The sequence below is a fragment of the Arthrobacter terrae genome (genome assembly GCF_015708085.1).
In the GTDB taxonomy this organism is placed as follows: Bacteria; Actinomycetota; Actinomycetes; order Actinomycetales; family Micrococcaceae; genus Arthrobacter_M; species Arthrobacter_M terrae.
On the sequence record NZ_JADNYM010000024.1, the window covers coordinates 26,500 to 43,402 of the forward strand.

General features: G+C 62.2%; 16 protein-coding genes. 4 read left to right on the forward strand and 12 right to left on the reverse strand.

Annotation, left to right across the window (positions count from 1 at the left end):
- Positions 1-59: 59 nt before the first annotated feature.
- Genes IV500_RS16690 through IV500_RS16710 form a run of 5 tightly spaced genes read right to left on the reverse strand, consistent with a single transcriptional unit; the run spans position 60 to position 4,701 of the window.
- Complete coding sequence (locus IV500_RS16690; RefSeq protein WP_196397949.1) at positions 60-1,277, reverse strand: alpha-hydroxy acid oxidase; 1,218 nt, start codon at positions 1,275-1,277, stop codon at positions 60-62.
- Complete coding sequence (locus tag IV500_RS16695; protein WP_196397950.1) at positions 1,274-2,011, reverse strand: IclR family transcriptional regulator; 738 nt, start codon at positions 2,009-2,011, stop codon at positions 1,274-1,276. The genes IV500_RS16690 and IV500_RS16695 overlap by 4 nt, the downstream gene beginning before the upstream one ends.
- Before the next feature lie 20 nt (positions 2,012-2,031).
- Complete coding sequence (locus IV500_RS16700; protein ID WP_230855089.1) at positions 2,032-2,799, reverse strand: amino acid ABC transporter ATP-binding protein; 768 nt, start codon at positions 2,797-2,799, stop codon at positions 2,032-2,034.
- Positions 2,796-3,722, reverse strand: a complete 927-nt coding sequence (locus IV500_RS16705) for an amino acid ABC transporter permease (RefSeq protein WP_312875968.1) — start codon at positions 3,720-3,722, stop codon at positions 2,796-2,798. The genes IV500_RS16700 and IV500_RS16705 overlap by 4 nt, the downstream gene beginning before the upstream one ends.
- A 40-nt stretch (positions 3,723-3,762) precedes the next feature.
- Positions 3,763-4,701: an ABC transporter substrate-binding protein gene (locus IV500_RS16710; RefSeq protein WP_196397951.1), complete on the reverse strand. Its 939-nt coding sequence runs from the start codon at positions 4,699-4,701 to the stop codon at positions 3,763-3,765.
- 336 nt (positions 4,702-5,037) lie between these two features.
- On the opposite strand from IV500_RS16710, the gene IV500_RS16715 reads away from it, so the two are divergent.
- From IV500_RS16715 to IV500_RS16725, 3 genes are read left to right on the forward strand one after another with little or no spacing between them, the layout of a single operon-like run.
- Complete coding sequence (locus tag IV500_RS16715; RefSeq protein WP_196397952.1) at positions 5,038-6,123, forward strand: pyridoxal phosphate-dependent aminotransferase; 1,086 nt, start codon at positions 5,038-5,040, stop codon at positions 6,121-6,123.
- Positions 6,124-6,133: 10 nt separating this feature from the next.
- The gene (locus IV500_RS16720) at positions 6,134-7,162 is read left to right on the forward strand and encodes a Rieske 2Fe-2S domain-containing protein (RefSeq protein ID WP_196397953.1); all 1,029 of its coding nucleotides are present in this window, start codon (positions 6,134-6,136) and stop codon (positions 7,160-7,162) included.
- Positions 7,159-7,644, forward strand: coding sequence for a hypothetical protein (locus tag IV500_RS16725; RefSeq protein WP_196397954.1), 486 nt, complete (start codon positions 7,159-7,161; stop codon positions 7,642-7,644). The genes IV500_RS16720 and IV500_RS16725 overlap by 4 nt, the downstream gene beginning before the upstream one ends.
- Before the next feature lie 18 nt (positions 7,645-7,662).
- On the opposite strand, the gene IV500_RS16730 is transcribed toward IV500_RS16725, so the two are convergent.
- The 7 genes from IV500_RS16730 to IV500_RS16760 form a co-directional block, all read right to left on the reverse strand.
- Positions 7,663-8,961: an NAD(P)/FAD-dependent oxidoreductase gene (locus IV500_RS16730; RefSeq protein ID WP_196397955.1), complete on the reverse strand. Its 1,299-nt coding sequence runs from the start codon at positions 8,959-8,961 to the stop codon at positions 7,663-7,665.
- Positions 8,962-9,111: 150 nt separating this feature from the next.
- The gene (locus IV500_RS16735) at positions 9,112-10,053 is read right to left on the reverse strand and encodes a diacylglycerol/lipid kinase family protein (RefSeq protein WP_196397956.1); all 942 of its coding nucleotides are present in this window, start codon (positions 10,051-10,053) and stop codon (positions 9,112-9,114) included.
- Positions 10,054-10,148: 95 nt separating this feature from the next.
- On the reverse strand, positions 10,149-11,861 hold the full coding sequence (locus IV500_RS16740) for an ABC1 kinase family protein (protein ID WP_196397957.1): 1,713 nt from the start codon (positions 11,859-11,861) through the stop codon (positions 10,149-10,151).
- 5 nt (positions 11,862-11,866) lie between these two features.
- Complete coding sequence (locus IV500_RS16745; RefSeq protein ID WP_196398001.1) at positions 11,867-12,409, reverse strand: PadR family transcriptional regulator; 543 nt, start codon at positions 12,407-12,409, stop codon at positions 11,867-11,869.
- A gap of 236 nt (positions 12,410-12,645) precedes the next feature.
- Positions 12,646-13,566, reverse strand: coding sequence for an acetamidase/formamidase family protein (locus tag IV500_RS16750; protein ID WP_196397958.1), 921 nt, complete (start codon positions 13,564-13,566; stop codon positions 12,646-12,648).
- A 3-nt stretch (positions 13,567-13,569) separates the two neighbouring features.
- Positions 13,570-15,006: an APC family permease gene (locus IV500_RS16755; RefSeq protein ID WP_196397959.1), complete on the reverse strand. Its 1,437-nt coding sequence runs from the start codon at positions 15,004-15,006 to the stop codon at positions 13,570-13,572.
- A gap of 56 nt (positions 15,007-15,062) precedes the next feature.
- The gene (locus IV500_RS16760) at positions 15,063-15,962 is read right to left on the reverse strand and encodes a proline iminopeptidase-family hydrolase (RefSeq protein ID WP_312875969.1); all 900 of its coding nucleotides are present in this window, start codon (positions 15,960-15,962) and stop codon (positions 15,063-15,065) included.
- 121 nt (positions 15,963-16,083) lie between these two features.
- Between IV500_RS16760 and IV500_RS16765 the strand changes: the two genes are divergently transcribed.
- Positions 16,084-16,890: a FadR/GntR family transcriptional regulator gene (locus IV500_RS16765; protein WP_196397961.1), complete on the forward strand. Its 807-nt coding sequence runs from the start codon at positions 16,084-16,086 to the stop codon at positions 16,888-16,890.
- Positions 16,891-16,903: the final 13 nt, after the last annotated feature.

Consider the following 16,903-nt stretch of genomic DNA (forward strand, 5'->3'; position numbering starts at 1 on the left):
GTCCCGCCCGGGGCCTTGACCGCCGCGTTTCGCAGGCAGACAGGTCACCGATGGTGCCCTCAGACGCAGCGCGGGGACAGTATGCCTGGTCCGGCTGCACGCAACTCCTCGACGCTGGCCATTCCCAACAATTGGAGCGTCCGGCGGAACTGATCGGTGAGCAGGCCCGCAACGTGTTCCACCCCGTCCTGGCCGCCGGCCACCAGACCCCACAGGTACGCGCGTCCCACCATGCAGGCGTCAGCTCCAAGGGCGATGGTGGTAGCGATGTCCGAGCCATGCCGGATGCCCGAATCCACCAGAATGGCGAAATCTGCGCCGACGGCGGCCCGGACCGGCCGAACAAGATCCACCGGCGCGAGGGTCCGGTCGAGCTGCCTGCCTCCATGGTTGGACAAGTGCACACCGTCCACGCCCAGGCTCTGCGCGCGTTTGGCGTCGGCGGGGCCGATCGGCCCCTTTAATATGAGCTGTCCGGGCCACGCATCGCGCAAGGTTTCCAGGTCCTCCCACGTCACGCCGGGGTCAAACAATTGACCGATGTTATCGACGCTGTAGCCGCTGGCCCGGCCCTCCACATTGGCAAATTTTAGGGCGGGGCCGGCCAGCATGCCGGCCCAGTATCCGGGCCGGCTGCCAATGTCGCCCAGGCTCCTCAGCGAGAGGGCCGGGGGAATGGTCAAGCCATTTCGCGCGTCGCGAAGCCTATTGCCGGTGACCGCCGTGTCCACGGCGACTTCAAGCACGCGGTACCCACTGGCCGACGCCCGACTGACCAGATCAAGGGTCAGGGCGCGATCTTTCCAGACATACAACTGAAACCAGAGGTCCGCAGAGTTCACGCCGGCGGTTCCGGCCAGATCCTCCAATGACGTGCTGGCCATCGTGGAGAGCACATAAGGAATGCCCACCCTTGCGGCCGCCCGCGCGACGGCAGGCTCCCCGCGCGGATCGATCATCCTGGTGTAACCGGTGGGCGCAAAGCCCAGAGGGGCAGCGGTTTTACGCCCCAGAATCGTAGCGGAAATGTCCGGGTTACTGACATCCGTCAGGACTCTGGGCTGGTAATGGTAGCGACTCAGGGCGTCTGTGTTGTTCCGCAGCGAGTCCTCACCGTCCGCACCGCCGTCGACATAGTCGAACACGGGCCGCGGCAATCGGCGTTTAGCGGCCAGCCGGACATCATCGATGGTCCGGCACCGTTCCAACCTGCGGCTGGTCCGGCTTCCGGAGGGCGGCTTGATCGAGACCAGTTTCAGGGCTTGCGAAACTTTCATGCGGTGGCCTTCCGGGTCAATGTGCCCAGCAGTTGCGTCAAACGGCTGGCAGAGTTCATCACGTGCACTGAAACGGCCTCGGCATCCACGGCCGAACCGAGCATGTAGCTGACGCCAATGGCGCCCGGCGCGCCGGAGGGGCTAAAAACCGGCGCAGCAATGCAGCGGACACCGGAAGCTGTTGCGCCATCATCGAGGCTGTAGCCGCGCTCCCGCACCTGGGCGAGCTCGGCCATGATCCCGCCGTCCCGTCTTTGTTCTGCACCGGCCGGCAGGTGAGCCGCCAGGTCGTTACCCGGCAACCAGGCCAAGGCTGCCTTGCCTACCGCCGTTACAACGGCCGGCAGCCTGGCACCCACGGAACTTGCCAGTTTAATCCCCAGACCGGGAGGATCCTGTTTGCAGAGGTAGACCGCGTCGGTTCCGTCGAGAACAGCGTAGTGCGAGGTGATGCCCAGCTCCTTCGTGAGATACGCCAGTTGTGGGATGACAATGTCGACGGCGTTATTGGAGCGCAGGTGCGCGGCACCGACTTCGAACGCCCTCAGGCCGATGGAGTAGGACGCATGCTCGGTGACTTCGAGGAACTCCTGGCTGGCCAGAGCCCGCAGAATTGCATGTGCGGTACTTTTGGGGATGTCCAGTTGCTCGGCTATCCGGGTCAGCGGCAGCGGTTTGTCCGAACCGGATAGTAGTTCGAGGATCTTCAGGGCCCGCAAAACCGAGGTGCTCATTTGTTCCTACTCCTCGCCTATCAAAGGACCGCACTGAGAAACGCCCGGGTGCGTTCCTCTTGGGGGTTGCCCAAAACGTCGTGCGGCTGGCCCCGCTCAACGACGCAGCCATTATCAATGAAGACTATTCCGTCTGCGACCTCACGGGCAAAGCCCATCTCATGGGTCACCACCACCATGGTCATCCCGGAACTGGCCAGGTCTTTCATCACGTCAAGGACCTCCCCCACCAACTCGGGGTCGAGTGAGGAGGTCGGCTCGTCGAAAAGCATCAGCTGCGGCTCCATGGCAAGTGCGCGGGCGATGGCGACTCGTTGCTGCTGCCCGCCGGACATGGCATACGGGTAGGCGTGTACCCGGCTTCCTAGTCCTACGCGTTCCAGCAGCGCCATGCCCTGTTCGGTCGCCTTCTTCTTGGAGATTCCTTTGACCTGCACCGGACCCTCGATGACATTTTCCAGCGCAGTCTTGTGGCCGAAGAGGTTGAAATGCTGGAAAACCATGCCGATATTGGCCCGTTCGCGGCAGACGTCCTTGTCCCTTAGCTCGTATAACCTGTCCCCGTTCTGGCGGTAGCCGACCAGCGAGCCGTTAACCGATAGGCGTCCGCCGTCGATCTTCTCCAGGTGATTGATGCACCGCAGAAACGTGGACTTACCCGATCCCGAGGGACCGATGATGCACAGCACCTCACCACGAAAAACCTGCAGGTCAATCCCCTTGAGGATCTGAAGTTCGCCGAATGATTTGGTGACCTGCTCGGCATGGACGATCAGTTGCTTGCTCATGCGGTCCTCCTGAGGGCCAGGTTTTTACGAAGCCGGCGCGCAAAACTGGGTCTGGACCCCGGCGAACTGCGGCCGAGCCGGTCTTCCAACATCTGCTGCAGGATGCTGAACACGGTGGTCAGGGCCAGGTACCAGATGGTTACGGTGAAGAGCAGCTCGATCACCTTGAAGTTGGCGGTGTAAATTTTGTTCGCGGAGTGCAGCAGCTCGCTGAAGGAAATAGTGTAGGCCAGGGACGTGAACTTCAAGCATGCGATGAATTCATTGCCCAGCGGCGGAATGATCACGCGCATCGCCTGTGGCAGGACGATCCTGCGCATGATTTTGGCGCGCGGCATTCCGATGGCCGAGGCAGCTTCGCGTTGGCCGTGGTCGACGGAGAGGATGCCACCACGCACGATTTCCGAAATGTAGGCACCCTCATTTATGCCAAGGCCCAGCAAGGCCGCCAGGAACGGCGTCATCAGCGTGTTCATGGGCATGGACACCAGGCCCGGGATTGTGAAGGTATTGAAAATGATCGCCAGGTTGAACCAGATCAGCAGCTGCACCAGAAGCGGAGTACCCCGGAACAGCCAAACATACCCGCCCCCGACCCAGCGCAGGACCGGGTTCGGCGACTGGCGCATCACTGCGGTCAGCACGCCAAGGACCAGCCCCAACGCCATGGACAGCAGCAGGAGCAGCAGCGTATTGCGCACTCCCTCAAGAATTCCGGGGACCGTCAAGTATTCGACCACCACGGCGTAATCGATGTCAGCGACCACGAATGCCCGCACGAGCAGGGCCAGCAACACTAGAATCACAATAGCCAGCACCCACCGTCCGGGGTATTTCAGCGGGACAACTGTCAGCGCCCTGGCGGACGTTGGCACAGCGGGCACTTCGCGCCCGGTCTCAAGCTTGTTTTCGACTACCACCACGTGCTCCTTTTCCTGTTGTCAGTTCATCGGGCACGGTGGGCTACTTGGGACTGATGCCGGCCGTCACTGGGTTCACCGTGGACTCGGTGATGCCAATGCTGCCAAGATCCCACTTCTTCAGTACCGCCTGGTACGAGCCGTCGTCAATGATGGCCTGCCAAGCCTTCCCCAGGGCATCACGCAACGCTGATTCCTTTTTGCTGAAGACCATCGAGAAGAAGCGCTTCTCCACTTGCAGCCCACTGACGACCTCAAGTTTGCCCTCGGACTGCTGGGCGAAGTACGCGGCCGTCGGGTAGTTCTCAAGCATTGCCACAGCCTTGCCCTGTTTTACCGCGAGCTGCTCGGCGGCGTTGCCGTCAAAAGTGAGGACGTCGATGGGCTGTTTGCCGGCATCGGTGCACACCTTGGATTGGGCCTCGAGATACTGTGGCTGAACGCCTCCGCGCACGGCCGCGATGGGCTTTCCGCAGAGGTCTTCAACCGTGGCAAGTCCGGCCGGATTACCCTTTTGGACGACAAATCCCTGGGAAGACTGCAGATATGACACCATATCGAAGGTTTTTTCGCGTTCAGCCGTGTCATTGACGGCGCCAAAGATGACGTCGTACCTCTTGGTGGTCAATGCCGGCAGCAGGGTGTCAAAGCTGGCGTTGTTCCAGGTGAAGGAGACACCGAGCTGCTTTTCCAGCTCCTTGGACAACTCGACTTCGAAGCCGGCCAGCGGGCCCGCGGCCTCGTAGTACTCGAAGGGCGGGTAGTCAATGGCGGAACCAATTTGGATGGTGCCCGCCTTCTGGACGGACTCCGGCAGCGACTTGTAAAGCGGTGCCGTGCTGTCCGCAGCCTCGTCCTTCACCGCCGCGTTCACGTCACCGGGGGTTGCAGCACTGCACCCCGATAGTAAGAGACCGGCAAGAATCGGGACGGCGAACAGGGCACTTTTGCGGATTTTGTGGCGGGGATCGATGGCACTCACGGGGCATCCTCCAAGGGGGGCGGCAACTGAAAACTCGCTGACAAATTCACATATACGAACAGCGTTCGATATGAGAGAAACAGTATGGTGTGGCCTACGTCACTGTCAATGGGTGGCCGAATATGACGGAGCGCCCCAAAATCATCTGGCGGGAATCCCCCTTAGGCCATTGACTTACTGCAAACGTCTTTGTATCGTGTTCACATATCCGCATATCGGTCGTATATATGAACAAATGCGGGACGAAGGCCGGAACGAAAACCCGGGACGACACGGCCGCCCACACCCCCACCTGGCGCCGCTACATCACATTCCCCTAGCCGGAAGGCCCACCTCATGACCATTGCTGAACGCCCGTGGCTGAACCGTTTGCAGCCCTATCAGCCGGGGAATCGAGCCCCGATCGCGGACGGATCAATGGCATCTAATGAATCCCCCTTGGGAGCCAGTCCCGATGTCGCGGCGGCAATCTGCGGCGCACTGGCGCAATCACATCGTTACCCCGACCCGCTGGCGCAGGAATTGAGGTCAGAGCTGGCGTCGCTGCATCACGTTGCCGCGGACCAGATCCTCATCGGCAATGGTTCCGATGAGCTGATCTTCCTGCTCGCCTCGGCCTACCTGGCCCAAGGAGGCCATGCCGTCTGCGCAGCACCCCCTTATCAAATCGACAGGATCAGTACGTATGCGGTCAACGCCCGGCTGACACAGGTGCCGTTGCGGGATTGGGCGCATGATCTGGAAACGATGGCTGCCGTCGATGCGGATATCGCCTATGTGGTTAATCCGCACAATCCGACGGGAACGGTGTGCACGCCGGCCGGCATCCGCGAATTCGTGGCGCGAAGCCCGGCGCGGCTCGTGGTCATTGATGAGGCGTATATCGATTTCACCGATGATCCGAACGCCCAGACTGCCATCCCGCTCGTGGCGGGCGGAGGGGTTGCCGTCCTGCGGACGTTCTCCAAGATTCATGGGCTGGCCGGCCTGCGGGTGGGCTACCTGGTGGCGGAGCGGGACATCATCGCGACGCTACAAAAGATCCGGCCGCCGTTTTCCGTCAGCTCTGTCGCACAGGCTGCCGCCCTGGCCGCTTTGCGGGACCCAGCACACCCGCTCGCCGTGCGCGAACACACGCTGCGCATCCGCGCCGAAATGGTCGACCTGCTGGAACAGGCCGGCTACCCGGTCGTCCCGTCCCAGGCAAACTTTCTCCTCGTCCAGACCCTTGCCGAGACGGAGTTCGTCTCAGCCGTGCTCCGACACGGAATATCGGTGCGACCGGGAAGCAGTCTGGGTTTACCCGGGACCGTACGGATCAGCGTGCCCACCGAGCGCGGGCTGGAACTACTGCGAGGCGCCCTGCGTCCGGACAGAGAACTGCTACAACCGACCGCCGCCGCTGCCAGCGGCCTTGTTTAGAGGAAAATCCATGTTTATCAAGAATGCCTGGTACGTCATCGCTTCATCTGACGAAATTGTCCACGAACCGATGAAACGCACCATACTCGGGGACGACGTCGTGCTCTACCGAAAGCTCGACGGCGGCGTCGTCGCCCTTGACGACCGGTGCGCCCACCGCGCATACCCACTCTCGGCAGGCCGGCTTGTCGGCGACAACATCCAGTGCGGTTACCATGGGTTCGAATACAATTGCGCCGGAATCTGCGTCCGGGTCCCAGCTCAGGAACGTATCCCGGAACGTGCCGTGGTACAGGCTTTTCCCGTCGTTGAAGCTCACCGCTGGGTGTGGATATGGATGGGGGATCCGGAAAAAGCCGCGGCTGTTCCCGTGCCCGATACGCACTGGATGACGGATCCGGCCTGGGACCGCGTGACCCACACCAGGCTCTTTCACAGCAGCGCGGATTTGATCCACGACAATCTGCTGGACCTGACCCATGAGAGTTTCCTGCACCAGTCCACCATCGGCGATGAAGCCGTTTACGAAAACGGCATCACCGTGGAGGTTGATGCACAGACGGTCAGCGTTGACAGATGGATGCCGGGGTGCCACCCGTCACCCCTGTTTGAAAAGGCCACCGGGTTGACTTTGGTGGACCGCTGGCACACGACCGAATTCCAGATCCCCAGCCTGCACGTAATCCACGCCGGTGTGGTGGAGCCAGGTGGCCGCCGTGAAGACGGGCATCTGCTCACTGTGCTCAATGCCATTACTCCGGCAACCGAGAACACCGCGTGGTACTTCTACGCATTTTGCCGCGACTTCGCCGTTGGTGACGAGGCGATGAACGAGCTGCTCCAACAAAGCCTGGGCGAGGTCTTGACCGAGGACGAAGACGCCTTGGCTCTGCAGCAGGAGCGCATGGAAACCCGTCCCGCACGTCTTCCGGATGTGCTGATCGCCCAAGATGCCGGTGTTGCCAAGGCCCGGAGGATCCTGGCGCGGATGCTGGCCGCAGAAGCCAAGGAATTGGCCAATGCGGGGCGGCTGCCGTGAGGCTGGTCTTGAGGGCAGGGTCCCATCGCGAGGTTGCCGACGGCGCCTTGGAAGTGGCCGCCTCCCCCGACACTCCGCGCCGGGAACGGTGGCAATGGGACATCCGCGTTTTTGAAGCGGCCACCGCGCCGAATGGAAGTCAGCGTAAGGGCGTTCCGGTCAGCGCCAACCTTGGGCGTGGCGATGGCTCGGCATCGCGCATCGAGGTGCGCGCCGACGCGGAACTGGTCCGTCCGGAAATTCAGGTACGTAGCGTCGGTACCGGCTTCGACGTCAAACGAGAGTTGCAGGAGGTGGTGGCCGTCATCGTCGGATCCGGCTCCGCGCTGGCCGAAGGCCGTCACCGGCTTCGCGAATTGGATGCGCTCATTCTGGAGGGCGATGATCCATACTTCCTGCGGATGGAGCCAGGGCCTGACTTCGATGCCACCGTCGCCGTGATTCGGCTCAAGGGCACCGGCTCCATCGGCTGGGTGCCCTGAGCGCCTCGAGCGGGCTATTTAGGCGCGTCCTTTGAGGATGAGGTGCCAGTAGACCCGAGGGAGAATATTGCGCTCCAGGATCCAGGTGGCGTGGTGCTCCTTCATGCTCCCGCGCCACGGAAAAGTCGGTTTGGGCTTGTGCAGGTGGTCAAATTCAGCGAATACCACCGTGGACCGGGAGACGGTGAACGGCGTCGTGGAATAGTGGTCGTACTTATGGCGGGGGGCCTTGCCCTTGCTTGCGGCCTTCAGGTTCTTGGCGAGCACCAGAGTCTGTTTCCGCAGCGAAGCGCCCGACTTGAAGTTCTTGGTGCCGGCTGCGTCACCAAGGGACCAGATGTCCCGGTGGCGACTGTGCTGCAGGGTTTCCGGGTTTACATCGACAAATCCGCCTGGCTCCCCGGGTCGAGTCAGGCCAGTTGACTGGAGCCAGTCCGGGGCCACCTGCGGGGGCACCCCATGAAGCAGATCGTAGCGAAGGACCTCGCTGCCTGCTGCCACTGACTCTGCCCGGGCTTTCGGGTTGGTTACCGGTGAGATCGTCACCGTTTGGGCGGCGCCGTCCACGGCAGTGACCTCACTGCTGTAGCGCAGCTCCACCCCATACTCTGCGATCTTCCGGTTCAGTTCCTGGTCCACCACGTCCACTCCGTAGACGGTCGGAGTCGGCACTACCATGACCACGCGGATATCGTCGAGAACACCTTCCTGCCGCCAGTAATCACAGGCAAGGTACATAATCTTTTGAGTGGCACCGTCACACTTCACCGTCCCGGACGGCATGGTGAAGACGGCCGTTCCCCGCCGCAGTCCGCGGACAAGCTCCCACGTCTTCGGGGCGAGCTCGAACACATAGTTGGAGGATGCGCAGGGTGTGTCCATCGCCTCCGCTAAGCCGGGCACCGCGTCCCAGTCCAGCCGTATGCCCGGGCAGATTACCAGCTGGCGGTAGGTCAGCATCGTCCCTGCGGCCAGTCGGACGGTTTGCGCGTCCGGTTCAATGTCCACCGCCGCGTCGCGAATCCACCGGACCCCCTTGGGCATGACATCAGCCTGCGGCCGTACCGCCTCCTCTGCCCGAGCGGTTCCGCCGCCGATGTGAGAGAACAGTGGTTGGTACAGGTGCCTGTCGCTGGGCTCAACGATCCCGATGTCCCGGAATCCGTACCGGTGCAACCTCCCGGCCAGCGAGATACCGGCATTCCCGCCGCCGAGGATGACGATGTCGTGGTGTTCGGCTTTATCGCCCACCGGGACGGCCGGTGGCGCCGCTGCAGGATCAGCGTCGAGTGTGCTGGACCAGTAGTTGGAAGCCATGGTTTTTCCCTTCAAAAGTCCATCTGCCGCTTATCGTCGAGCCTACGTAAGGATCGGCAGCGGCAGAAGGAAGGGGCGTCCGGGGCGGACGCAATACATCGCAACACCCTGCAGGCCTGCCGGACGGGAACCAAGGAAATGTGCTCCTTTTCAATCCGTGTCTGGCCCGGATGTCTTCATCCTGATAGTCAGCGCCAGCGGATCCACGCTAACGCGCAGGCGCGTTGCCTGGCCGAGGTGATCCCCGTCGAGTTGGAATTCCTGCGGTCGGTCCAGGACGATGTCCGCAGTCTTACCGGAAAGGCTGCGCACCGACCGGTTAGTGCTCTTGTTCTTCCCTAAGACCCCGGCGATAACGCTGATCCAGCCAAACCTGCCGTGCGGGGCGAGTGTCAGGAGATCGAGGATCCCGTCGGTGTTCACAGCCCCCGGGAAAATCTCCACGCCGCCCATCAACTTTCCGCAATTACCCACCATGACGCCCCGAACCTTGCGGTGGCCCTCTTCCTTACCGTCAACCGTGATTCTGGCGGTAACCGGTTTACCTGACAGATTGCGGATGCCGGATTCGACGTAGGCGAGCCAACCCACGCGGTCCTTGAGGCCCTCGACGGCGTCGGCCATAATGGATGCATCGTATCCGAGTCCGGCCGCGACGAGGAAAATCCGACCGTGCTCCTCATCGTCTAGTCTCGCCTGCACGACGTCGATCTTGGTCTCGGTACCGTGCAGAACGTTACGTGCTGCGGTCACCGGTGCCGTGCTGAAAATACCAAGGTTGCGGGCCAGCAGGTTACCCGTTCCCAGCGGCACCAAACCCATGGCTGTATCGGTACCGGCAAGGACCCCGGCGACACACCGGACAGTGCCGTCGCCGCCGGCCGCAATGACGACGTCGACGCCGGCGTCAAGGGCCTCCTTGGTCTGGCCCCTGCCAGGATCGTCCTTGGTGGTTTCCAGCCATAGCGGCTCGTCCCAGCCAGCGTCCGCACACAACCCGGAAAATGTGGGTTTGAAATCATCGCCCGGCGACTTTATCGGGTTGATGACCACGGCGGCGCGCTTGCCCTGCCGGGGTTGGGTCTGTGCCATGTCGTCCTTGCCTATTGGGAAAATCGAGCAAACACTGAATCCTAACCCGGACATGGCACAAAACCGGTACGAGCGGATCAGCCACCCCGGCTCCCTTAGGGGCGTGGCCGCCCCACCCACAGCCCGTGCAGCAGCGGAACCACCGAGACGGCCATCAGCACGCTGCCGAGCACCGTATCGTCCGCTCGTACCGCGGACCCGGCGATGAGCAGGGCGCCAAATATCAGCACCGATGCCAACCGCTGAGCCATCCGGTTAAGCCGTGCCATCTGCCGTTCCAGCCGCGGGTTGGACACCGGCAGCGAACTCTCCTCGATACGGCTAACAAGCCCATCCAGGCGTTTGGGCAGACGCAGCACAACCCCGGCCGCGTCGAGGGCCTGCTGCGCCACGTCCTGGACGACGTTGCCGCGCTCGTCGCGCAGCAGCTGCGCCGCATAGGGTTCGACCGAGTCCCACAGATTGAACCGGGCATCCAGCGAGCTGCACACGCCCGACGTCAGAGACATTGCGCGGATGATCAGCAGGAAGTTTTCCGGCAGCTGGAACGGCAACGAGCGGACCACGTCGCCGAACTCCACGCCAAAATCACGAAACTCGCGCGGATCCACATCGCGAAGCTCAGCGAAGCCCATCCCCCCAAACCGGGCGAAGAGATGCGTCATTGCCCGCTCAAGCTCGGTCGTATCAGCCGACGGCACCAGCACACCGACGTCGTTGATCGCGGTCACCAGCCCCTTACCGTCGCGGGACGCTGCCGCGATCAGCAGCTTCCGCAATCCGCTGCGCGTCTTGGGCGGAACCTCACCCATCATGCCGAAATCAATGAACGTCAACTTCCACGGACGCTCTGCCGATGAGCCCGCACTTGGGGTGATAAAGATATTGCCCGGATGCGGATCGGCATGGAAAAAACCGTTCGTGAACAACTGGTCAAACATCACCGACGCAAAAACCGGGGCAACCAGCGCCGGGCCGATTCCCGCCGCAAGAAGCGCCGCCGAGTCCGTAATCTTAATTGCCGTGACATCTTCGAGCGTGAGCACGCGGCGGGTGGTCCGCTCCCACACGACGCCGGGCACGGCTACCCTGTCGTCGTCCGCGAAATCAGCGGCAAAGCGTTCTGAATTCGCCGCCTCATTGAGGTAGTCGATCTCCTCCAGACTGGTCTGCGAAAACTCCTTGACCAGGGCGGGCACGTCGGCGCGATCGGACACGATGCGTACGTGGCTGAGCCAACCGCCCACTTTGCGCAGCGCGGCCAGATCGACGTCAACAATCGCGTCAATGCCCGGCCGCTGCACCTTCAACACCACGCTGTCCAGCCCGGTGTCAGCGGCATCGCCGGGAAGAAGTTGCGCCCGGTGCGCCTGCCCAAGGGAAGCGGCGGCGATTGGCGTCTCCTGGACCGAGGCGAACACCGCATCCAGCGACGCACCCAGCTCCGCCTCCGCCAAGGCACGGATTGCAGGGAACGGGACGGGAGGCACCTCGTCCTGCAGCCCTTCCAGTTCAGCGGTGATTTCCGGCGGGAGCACATCGAGCCTGGACGACATGAACTGACCGACCTTGATCATCAGACCGCCAAGCTCCACCGCCAGCACATGGAAACGCTGCGCGAAGCGCCGCATCCGCTTAGTCCGTGTGCGTTCGGCAATCCTGCGCAGCCCGACGCGAGGCAGTACCAGCTCGAACCACCACGTCACCGCAAGATTCCACGCCGCGAAGCGCAGGATGCGCCGGTAACGGGCACGGATGTCCCTGGCGCCGGGGACCGGATCTGCCCGGTCCCGACGAACCGACGTCACCCCCGTCAGTCTTGGGCGAGGATCGAGTACAACCGCCGACGTGCCTCGTCGAGCACTTTCACGGCCTCCTGCACCTGCTTGGACGTCCCGGTGCGTCCCACTTGGGCCGCGGCCTGCGCGAGCTCAACGCCGGCCTTGGGCAGCGCCGCGAACCCAGTGCCTGACGCCGGGCCCGTTGACTCCCACGGAGCCGACGCGTCAGTACCCGCCACCTCCTCCCGACCGGCCTCGGTCAGCGAGTAGACCTTGCGGCCGTTGGATTCCTCGGCACTGATGAACCCCTCATCTGCCAACAGCTGCAGTGTGGGGTAGACGGAGCCGGCACTGGGCTTCCAGCTGCCACCGCTTCGCTCCTCGATTTCACGGATGATCTGGTAACCGTGCATCGGCCGCTCCGCGAGCAGGGCCAACACTGCCGACCGCACCTCGCCTCGACCCGCACGGGTGCCCGAGCGCTTCTCAAACCTGGAACGCAACTCCTCAACGGCCTGCCACACGCCGTCGATGTTGGCGCCGCCAAAACCGCCTGCCGGGAATGAATTATGCATCATGGTCTCCTCGAATGAAGCGTGAACGATATACAACGATAGTTAACGATATGCCCCTATACGCACCAATGGCAATAGCGCGAGACATCGTTCGCCTCATCGCTTTGCACTGGGTACGACCGTTCGTCGGACGGTCAACAGGTACAGTCCCTTCAACTTCCGGCGTCAGTGACTTCCCGCTCCTGTAAGATCCGGCGATGAACCGGACGCGCCGGAGGGCTTCTGTACGTGGATGCTCACAGCACGCTCTTCGAGAGCCGGTGCGTCGTCACCGCTCCGATGGGCGCCATCGGGTGCAAAGGGTCTGGGTCTGAGGAACCGGTTGGGCCGCCGAGGCGTGAGTGCCCGACGGCGCTCATCACCGCGTAGGCGTCGCCGGCCTCCCAGCCGTGATCGTCGACCAAGAAATGGAACATGTCTTCATAGCCCCGGATGATGCTTTCCTGAACCGGATCTCCGAGGCCGACGAAGATCCATTCGTCAGCGGTTTCCACCCGCGGGGCACGGAGGGACATGCCCTTGACGAGGTCCACACTGACGACCGCGATCCCTTCGGCCTCGATCGCTACGAACGAGGACTCGCCCTCGGCCATGATGGCGTGGATGTCGCCGATTGAAAGGTAGGCGCCGTCGACCATGACCGGAAGGTAAACGGTGGAGCCGGGGCGGCATTCGGTGAGGTCCATGTTTCCGCCTTGCCCATAGCTGGGCATGATCGTGGAATTGGTACCCGCTGCTGGAGCTGTGCCGATGCATCCGATCATCGGCCGCGCCGTGAACGTGTGCCGGTCCGTAACGTGCACACCGGTCTCATCGATGGGCACGCGCCGGGCGAAGATATCGCTGCCCATCACGTGCTGCAGAGCCCCGGTGCCCGGCAGGCTCACGGACCAGCCACAGTCTTTGAGGCGGATTTCGTGAATGGTTACGGCCAAAGCGTCGCCCGGCGCGGACCCATCGACGTATACCGGACCGGTGATCGGGTTGATCCCTACCGTGAGTTTGTCCATATCACCGTATTCGTGCAGTTGGCGATAGACCTCGTCGCTCGTTTCGAAACCGATCAGCTCACCGGTGCCGGGCCTAATGCGAAGCGCTGGACTTTCATCCGCCGAAAAGCTGAACTTGCCGTGGGTCTTATCCAGGAAGTGGTCCATGATCTACAGCCCCCCTCGCTCACCGGTGGCAGGAACTTCATCTACGTTCACATCCCCTTCACCGGACAGGTCGGTCTTGCGCCCGGTTTTCCGGTAGTACGCGAAGACTGCGGCACCCACGATCAGCCAGGCAATGCCACCGACCTTCGCGTCGATGTTAGCGTTCAGCAGCACGTAGCCGATGATGAGGAACCCGATAATCGGCACCACGAGATGCAGCAAAAAGTTGCGTGATTTCCTGCGGCCGATGTAGTGCACGATGACCGCCAGGTGCAGCAGCATGAAGCCGAACAGTGCACCGAAGTTCACCAGCGATGAAATCAGATCAATCTGGCCCACAAAAAACAGCACCAGGATCGCGGAGACGACCGAGACGACAATGATGGCGTTCTGGGGTACTTGGCGGTGGTTAAGGTGGTGCAGGAACTCCGGTAGCTGACGGTCGCGGCTCATTGAGAAGAGCAGTCGCGAGGTTGCGGCCTGCGCGGCCATGGCGTTGGCGATTCCCACAGCGAGCACGTTCACCGCAAAGAACGCCGTCATCCAGCCGCTGTTTGAGGCGGCCTCCACGATAGTGAAGAACGCATTGCCCACCTGGTCGTCGCTGAACGACTCCCGACCGCCGGCGAGCGCGCTGGCCAGCCAGGTCTGCACAATGAACAGGAACGCCACAATACACAGGGCCAGGACCATTGCTCGTCCCGCTGATTTTCGCCCGCCGGATGCCTCCTCCGACAGGGTCGCAATCCCGTCGAAGCCCAGAAAACTCAGCACTGCTATCGATAGCGCGGAGGCGATGAGCGGACCGGTCACCCTGCTTGCGTCCCACAGCGGCTCTGTGGAGAAAACAGCCCCGGGGATGGTTCCGCCGCTAAGTGCCGTGATCGCGATGACGATGAAGATCACTACGAAAACGAGCTCGATGGCCAGGAAGACCCGATTCATCAACTTCATTGAGCTGGCTCCCATGAGGTTGATAGCGGTGTTGATGGCTACGAAGATCAGCGCCCATACCCAGCGCGGCGAACCGGGGAAGATGCCCACCATCGATTCCGCAGCGAACACGTACAGCAGCGTGGGCACAAGCAGGTAGTCAAGCAGAATTGCCCAACCGGCGAAGAAGCCGGCGTTCGGGTGAATACCACGACCCACGTAGGAGAAAACCGAACCGGCCAGCGGGATCGCCTTCGCCATCTGCTGGTAGGCCAGCGCCGTAAAAATCATGGCGATGAGACCGATCAGATAAACCAGCGGCACCATGCCACCGGCGGCGTTGTACACCACTCCGAAAATGGCCCATGGTGCGATCGGCACCATGAAAATGAGGCCATAGATGAGCAGATCGGCCGTGGAAAGGGTGCGTTTGAGTTCCTGTTTGTAGCCGTAAGCCTCCAGCTGCTGCTGAGGGCTCAATTCTGACGAGTCACCTGCGATGGTCATGGGGGTGTGCTCTCTCTCGGAGTGAACATGTGGTCAGGGGTACGAATACCCCTGGTTTAGTGATCGTGCTGGGTCAGGAAATCGCCAATGACTGCCCGGAATCCGGCTGGGTGTTCCAGGTGAACGCAGTGGCTGGCATTCCCGAAGACATGGCTGTTGACGTCCTTGATGCCGTCGACGAAGGGCTGCCACGTGGCGGGCGTGGCTTCGTCGTACTCGCCGGCGACCACAAGAGTCGGTGCCTGGATGGCGTCGAGCCGATCGATGATGGTCCAGTTCCGCAACGTTCCGACAACGTGGAACTCATTGGGCCCGTTCATGGTGTGGTAGACGGTGGGCTCGGCCTCCATCTGGTCTTCGCTCTCCTGAAAGTCCGTCGGAGTCGGAAGAAGCCGACAGACGTGCCGCCGGTAGAACTCATCGGTTGCGGCAATGTAGGCCGGATCGGTGATGGTGCCCGCTTCCTCGTGTGCTGCGAGCGTCCGCTGCACCTCGTCGGGGAGCTGCGCCCGCAGCTCGGTCGCGGCCTGCGACCACAGTTCCATCGATGCCGGAGAGTTGCAGATCGCCAGACTCGCCAGCCCCGCGGGCTGGCGGGTTGCGATTTCGGCCCCGAGCATCCCGCCCCACGATTGGCCCAACAAATGGAAAGAGGACAAACCAAGCTGTTCGACCAGATTCGTGAACTCGTCGACGAAGAGCTGCGGGGTCCAAAAATCAGGGGCCACATCGGGTAGGTGGGTGCTGTTGCCACACCCCAGCTGGTCGTACAGAATCACGGTGCGCCCGGTGCCCGTGAGCTCGGCAATATTGCGTAAGTAGTTGTGGGCCATGCCGGGACCACCGTGCAGAACGATCAGCGGCAAGGCACCCGCACGAGGCGTTTCGGGCTCCTCAATTCGCACCCACGTCTGGTAATCGCCGAAGGGGACTAGTCTCGTAAGATGCGTTGACACTGGCACTCCTGTGGGTAGTCGTCACGTGCGGGCAGCAGCTTGCCGCTGCTTTTCAACAGCATGAACCATAAATGGTCTCCAGCCAAGACCTTTTCGTAAATTGATGTGAATGGACAAGACCATGACACGGCAGCATCAGCTCTCTCGTGCAGCAGCGGCCGGGCAGGCAGTTTCGACTGGCACCCTGCCGAGCGCCTTGCCCGGGGTGCAGACACCGGCGTCTGCCGTCGACAAGATTACGGACCGGCTCATTACCGCGATCGCAATCGGTGAGTACCTGCCGGAATCCCGGCTACCCGCCGAGCGCGAGCTCGCCGCCTCTCTTCAGGTGGGGCGGATGACGGTGCGCTCAGCGATCGCACGTCTCGTGCAGGGTGGCCTGCTCGAAACTCGGCGCGGCCGGGGTGGCGGCTCTTTCGTGCGGGAGCCATCGGGGCCGACCTCGAATGCATCCGTCCACCGGACGCTGACAGCCCGCTGGGATGCCCTGCGCGATACTTGCGAGGCCGTGAGTCTGCTGCACGGCACAATTGCGCGCGCCGCCGCTAAAAACCGGACCGACGTCGACGTCCAGGTTCTGCGTGAGCGGCTGGAGTGCTTCCGGAACGCGGGCTCAGGCCAACCATCCCAGAAGGCAGACGAACTGCTGCACCTCTCCATCGCTGAGGCCGCCCACAACGCCACTCTGCGAGGGACGCTATTTGAGCTGGAGTCTCGAGTGAGCATCGCAGCTCCTGCGTACCTTTGGGGTTCGCCCATCGGCATGCGCGAGATGGAGTTACGCGCGTTGGCAGACCACGAAAACCTCGTGGCGGCAATCTGTGAACGCCAAGTGGAACGGGCAGGAACCATCGGTGCCGAGCACGCCCATATCGACCTCGAGCTACTCGAGGCAGCACTCCGCGAAGCGGATCCTCTGGAGGCCTAGCCGCCAGAGAGCA